The sequence below is a fragment of the Micromonospora rosaria genome, assembly GCF_001567585.1.
Lineage (GTDB): Bacteria > Actinomycetota > Actinomycetes > Mycobacteriales > Micromonosporaceae > Micromonospora > Micromonospora rosaria.
Window position 1 is genome coordinate 1 of record NZ_LRQV01000233.1, and the last position, 5,474, is coordinate 5,474.

At 76.3% G+C, this 5,474-nt stretch carries 6 protein-coding genes and 1 pseudogene; all 7 read left to right on the forward strand.

Annotated features, from left to right (window positions below; genetic code table 11):
• A pseudogene (locus AWW66_RS31135) lies at positions 1-236 on the forward strand (glycosyltransferase family 1 protein); the annotation flags it as partial.
• Positions 233-1,054: a trans-aconitate methyltransferase gene (locus AWW66_RS31140; RefSeq protein ID WP_067374139.1), complete on the forward strand. Its 822-nt coding sequence runs from the start codon at positions 233-235 to the stop codon at positions 1,052-1,054. The pseudogene AWW66_RS31135 and the gene AWW66_RS31140, both read left to right, overlap by 4 nt.
• Before the next feature lie 102 nt (positions 1,055-1,156).
• Positions 1,157-2,113, forward strand: a complete 957-nt coding sequence (locus tag AWW66_RS31145; RefSeq protein ID WP_157528246.1) for a lysylphosphatidylglycerol synthase domain-containing protein — start codon at positions 1,157-1,159, stop codon at positions 2,111-2,113.
• A gap of 60 nt (positions 2,114-2,173) precedes the next feature.
• Entirely contained in the window at positions 2,174-2,824 is a 651-nt protein-coding gene (locus AWW66_RS31150) for a GTP cyclohydrolase II (protein ID WP_067374145.1), read from the forward strand.
• Between the two features lie 137 nt (positions 2,825-2,961).
• Positions 2,962-3,654 (forward strand): RibD family protein, encoded by a 693-nt coding sequence (locus AWW66_RS31155; RefSeq protein WP_067374148.1) that lies wholly within the window; start codon positions 2,962-2,964, stop codon positions 3,652-3,654.
• A 213-nt stretch (positions 3,655-3,867) separates the two neighbouring features.
• Entirely contained in the window at positions 3,868-4,767 is a 900-nt protein-coding gene (locus AWW66_RS31160) for a PEP/pyruvate-binding domain-containing protein (RefSeq protein WP_067374151.1), read from the forward strand.
• Between the two features lie 223 nt (positions 4,768-4,990).
• The coding region (gene soxR, locus AWW66_RS31165; protein WP_067374154.1) for a redox-sensitive transcriptional activator SoxR at positions 4,991-5,474 on the forward strand (484 nt) is incomplete at its 3' end.

Sequence of the window (5,474 nt, forward strand, 5' to 3'; positions counted from 1 at the left end):
CCGCCACCGGCGGGGTGCCCGAGGCGCTGGGCCGGGCACCCGACGGCAGCCGGCCGGGGCTGCTGGTGCCGCCCGACGACCCGGCGGCGCTGGCCGCCGCGCTGCGCCGTTGGCTCGACGACGGCGACCTGCGGCGTGCGCTGCGCCGCGCCGCCCGCGCCCGGCGCGCCACCCTCACCGGCTGGCCGACCACCTCGGCCCGCGTCGCCCAGGTCCTGGAAGGAACGACCGCATGACCGAGGAACTCGCCTTCGCGGACTGGCTGCGGCTGCGGGAGGAGGCCGACGGGGCGGCCCGCGCCGTGGACCTGGTCGAGCGGGTCCGTCGGCGGCTGGCCGGCACCGGCGACACCGTGATCCACGACCTGGGCGCCGGCACCGGGTCGATGGGGCGCTGGCTGGCCCCCCGGCTGCCCGGCCCGCAACGCTGGGTCCTGCACGAGCGCGACGACGACCTGCTGGCCTCGGCCGTCGCCGGGCTCACCGGCGTCCACGCCGCCGACGGCACGCCGGTGACCGTCGAGACCCGTCGGGGCGACCTCACCCGGCTCAGCCCCGCCGACCTGGCCGGCGCCGCCCTGGTCACCGCCTCCGCCCTGCTGGACATGCTGACCGCCGACGAGGTGGAGCGGACGGTGGCGGCGCTGGTCGGGGCCGGCTGCCCGGCGCTGCTGATGATCTCGGTGGTCGGCCGGGTCCGGCTCACCCCGGCCGACCCGCTCGACGCCGACCTCACCGCCGCCTTCAACGACCACCAGCGGCGGACCGTCGCCGGCCGTACCCTGCTCGGCCCGGACGCGGTGGGCACCTGCGTCGCGGCGTTCGCCCGGCACGGGGTGACCGTGCGGACCCGCCCCAGCCCCTGGGTGCTCGGCGCGGACCGGGCCGCACTGGCCCTGGCGTGGCTCACCGGCTGGCTGGCCGCCGCCGTCGAGCAGCGGCCGGACCTGGCCGCCCCGGCCGCCGGGTACGCCCACCGCCGCCGCGCCGACGCCGCCGCCGGCCGGCTGACCGTGGTGGTCGACCACGTCGACCTGCTCGCCGGCTGCGGATGAGCGCCGGGTCCGGGGGTACCGGTCACCGACCACGGTGAACCCTTCGGCCCCGGGGCGCGTACCAGCAGGCAGACGTTCGTGATCGTCAAAGGGGGGTTCCGGGTGGGAAGCGGTACCGGGGCCCGGTCCCGGTGGGCCTGGCTGCGCGCGGCCGCCGGGGTGGCGGTGCTCGGGCTGCTGCTGTGGCAGGTGGGCGCCGGCCCGGTCCTGGCCGGGCTGCGCCTGATCGACGGCCCGGCCCTGGCGGCGGCGCTCGGCATCGGCGTGCTGACCACGGTCTGCTGCGCCTGGCGCTGGTGGCTGGTCGCCGGCGGGCTCGGGGTCGGGCTGCCGATGCCCGCGGCGGTGGCGCACACCTACCGGGCGGTCTTCCTCAACGCCACCCTCCCCGGCGGGGTGCTCGGCGACGTGCACCGCGCGGTCCGCCACGGCCGGGACGTCGGCGACGTCGGCCGGGGGATCCGGGCGGTGGTGTGGGAACGGACCGCCGGGCAGGTGGTCCAGGCGCTGGTGGCGGTGGTGCTGCTGCTGGCGCTGCCCTCGCCGGTGCAGCGGTTCCTGCCGGTGGTGACCGTGCTGGTGGTGTCGGTCGTGCTGGGGCTCGCCCTGCTGGCCCGGCTGCTGCCCCGCCGGGGGCCGTCCCGCTGGGCGCGGGCGGTCCGGGCGACCGTGGCCGACGTGCGCGCCGGTCTGCTGGGCCGCCGGGTCTGGCTGGGGGTGCTGGTCGCCTCGGTGGTGGCGGTCGCCGGGCACCTGGCCACCTTCCTGGTCGCCGCCCGGACCGCCGGTGCCGACGCCCCGCTGACCCGGCTGCTCCCGCTGACCCTGTTGGCGCTGCTCGCCATGGGGCTGCCGTTGAACGTGGCCGGGTTCGGCCCGCGCGAGGGCGTGGCCGCGTGGGCGTTCGCCGCCGCCGGCCTGACCGCCGCCCAGGGCGTCGCCACCGCGATGGTGTACGGCGCGCTGGTCCTGGTGGCCAGCCTGCCCGGCGCGGCGGTGCTGCTCGTCCGGCGGATCGGTTCGCCGCCCGACGGGCGGGGTGGCGCGGTGGGTGGTTGAGTGTCCGTACACCGGTACGAAGGTGTCGGCCTGGCCGGCAGCGTCTGACGGAGGAGCCCCATGTACCAAGCACTGCCTGTCGCCACGATCCGTACCCAGGTCACCGTGCCGCTGCGGTTCCCCGACGGGTACGCCACCACCGCCCGGGTGTTCACCTTCGACGGGCTGGTGGACGGTCGGGAGCACCTCGCGCTGGGGCTGGGCGACTGGCCGGCGGCGGTCGACCGGCAGGCGGACGGTGGTCCCCCCGCGCTGGTACGTCCGCACAGCGAGTGCCTGACCGGGGACGTGCTCGGCAGCGAGCGCTGCGACTGCGGGCCGCAGTTGCGCGAGGCGGTGGAACGGATCACCGACGCCGGTGGGCTGCTGCTCTACCTGCGACAGGAGGGCCGGGGCATCGGCCTGTACGCCAAACTCGACGCGTACGCCCTGCAGGACGCCGGGCTGGACACGTACGAGGCCAACGTGGCGCTCGGCCGCGGTGAGGACGAACGGGACTACACCGCCGCCGCGCAGATGCTGGCCGCCCTCGGGGTGTCCCGCATCGCCCTGCTCAGCAACAACCCGGACAAGGCGGAGCAGCTCGACCGGCTGGGCACGACGGTCGCCGAGATCGTGCCGACCGGGGTCTTCCTCTCCCCGGCCAACGCCGGGTACCTGGCCGCGAAGGCCGGTCGCGCCCGTACCGCCGACCTGCCCTTCGTCGGGTGAGCCCGACGGCGTCCGGCGGCGCGCCGGGCCACCGTCGGGCAGGATCCGACGGTGGCGGCGGGGTAGGGGCCGGTGGGCCGGCCGAGGCAGATCGGGCCGGTGCTGTCCGGCAGCGACGCACAGGGGGAGCCGAGCCGGTGAGTGAGCGACCGTACGTACTGCTCAGTTGCGCCACCTCCATCGACGGGTACATCGACGACGCCACCGACGAGCGGCTGGTGCTGTCCAACGCCGAGGACCTGGACCGGATCGACGCGGTCCGGGCCGGCTGCGACGCGATCCTGGTCGGCGCCGGTACGGTGCGCCGGGACGATCCCCGGCTGCTGGTGCGCTCGGCCGGGCGGCGACAGGCCCGCCTCGCGCGGGGGCGGCCGGCGTCACCGGTCAAGGTGACCGTCACCGGCAGCGCAGACCTGGACCCGACGGCCCGGTTCTTCACCACCGGCGAGGGTGACAAGCTCGTCTACTGCGCGTCGGGCTCGGTGGAGAAGGCCCGGGAACGCCTCGGGCACCTGGCGACCGTGGTGGACACCGGCGACCCGGTCGACCTGGAACGCACCCTGGCCGACCTCGCCGCCCGGGGGGTACGCCGGCTGATGGTGGAGGGCGGCGGGATCGTGCACGCGCAGTTCCTCACCGCCGGCCTCGCCGACGAACTGCACCTGGTGGTCGCCCCGTTCTTCGTCGGGGACGGCCGCGCCCCCCGGTTCGTCCAGGAGGGCCGGTTCCCGTGGCACTCCGGTCGCCGGGCGCGGGTGGCGGAGGTCCGCCAGGTGGGTGACGTGGTGCTGGCCCGGTACGCCCTCTCCGAGCGGTTCGGTGAGCCCTGACCGTGGCCCCCGTGCGCCCTCGCGGCGGCGGGCCGGTGACCCCGCTGACCAGCCGTTCCGCCGCCGGTCGGACGGCATCTGTACGGACTGCTGCCCGCATCTGGCAAGGGTGTAGCCTGAGGCGCCCCGCTCGTCAGCCGACGGTGTTCGGCGGTCCGTCGCGGCCTCCCTCCGGGTGGCCATCCCGCAACCGATACGGAGGTCGCCGGCACAGTGGCCGTACGCGGTAGCGAGTACAGTCGCCGGTCCTGTGTCTACTGGCCGCTGGACCGCGGCGCGCGGGTCCCGGAGCTGGTCGGGGCCGAGTTCGCCTGCCTGAGCGGACTCGTCGACGACGTACCGGTGCCGACGGCCTTCTGCGTGACCGCCCTCTCGCCGCACGATCTGTTGCCGGCCGAGACCGACGACCTGTGGTCGCTGCTCGACGCCGCGCACACCCGGATGCAGAAGATCACCGGGGAGGTCGAGCCACGGCTGGTGGTCCGCCGCGGTGGGGGTGGCCCGCTGCCCCAGGTCAGCGACCCGCCCACCATTCTCGACGCGATCGGGCTGGACGGGCTCGCCGAGGCCGTCCACGAGGTGCTCACCTGGCCGGCGGCGACCCGGGTCACCGACCCCCGCCTGCCCCCGGAGGCGCTCGGCGGCCGGGGCCGTTCCGCCGTCCTGGTCCAGGCCCTGCTGCCGGCCGAGGTGAGCGCGCGGGTCGGCCTGCACCGGTCCGCGTCGTCCACCGGCCGGTCCGGGCCGGACGCGCCGGTGCCGGGCCGACCCGACCCGGACGCCCTGATCGGGGTACGGGCCGCCTGGGGGTTGGGCGAGGGGCTCGGCGACGAGGAGACCCCGGCCGACACGTACCTGTTCACCGAGAACCTGCGGTTGATCCAGCAGCGGATCGCGCGCAAGGACCGGATGACGGTCTTCTCCGACGGCGCGGTGCTCAAGGCCCAGGTCCCGGCGCGGCAGCGGCTGGTGTCCTGCCTCGACGAGCAGCAGGCCCGCCGGGTCAGCGCCCTTTACCAGCACGTCCGCCAGCGGTTGCGCCACGACGTGCGGATGAGCGTGGTCAGCGTGGCCGGCGACCTGGTCGCGGTCTCCTGCGTCCCCGCCGGCTGACCGGTCACCCGGACCGCGCAACCCGTCCGGCACCGCACCGGGCCGGCTGCCCGCCCCTGCCCCGGCTTTCCGCCGCCGACCATCGTGGCCGGACGCGGCGGCGGTTTGACATCACGTGCGGTTGAGGTCGGAGGCTGGGTCGGCCGGGGGAGGTCCCCGGCAGTGCCGACCCCGGCGGGTACGGGGGTCGGGGCCGGCACGTCGACCGACCGGAGGAGCGGGCATGCCGCAGCTCGACGCCCAGGTGATCTGGCTGACGCCGGGGCAGGTGGCGCAGCGCGCCGGGGTGGCCATCTCGGCGCTGCACTACTACGAACGGGTCGGCCTGATCCGCAGCCGCCGGACCAGCACCAACCGCCGCGAGTACCGCCGGGACACGCTGCGCGTCATCGCGTTCATCCGGACCGCGCAGCGGCTGGGCCTGTCGCTGCGCCGGGTGAAGGAGTCCCTCGACCAGTTCCCCGAGGGGGAGGTGCCCACCGCCCGGGACTGGGCCCGCATCTCCCGTCAGTGGCGCGACGAACTGACCGGCCGGATCGAGGAACTGACCGCGCTGCGGGACAACTTCTCCGACTGTATCGGCTGTGGCTGCCTGTCGCTGACCTCGTGCCCGTACTCCAATCCGGACGACGTCCTCGGCCGGGAGGGGGCCGGTCCCCGGTGCTTCCCCGACACCACCCCGGCCGCCCGCCGGGCCCGCGCCGCCG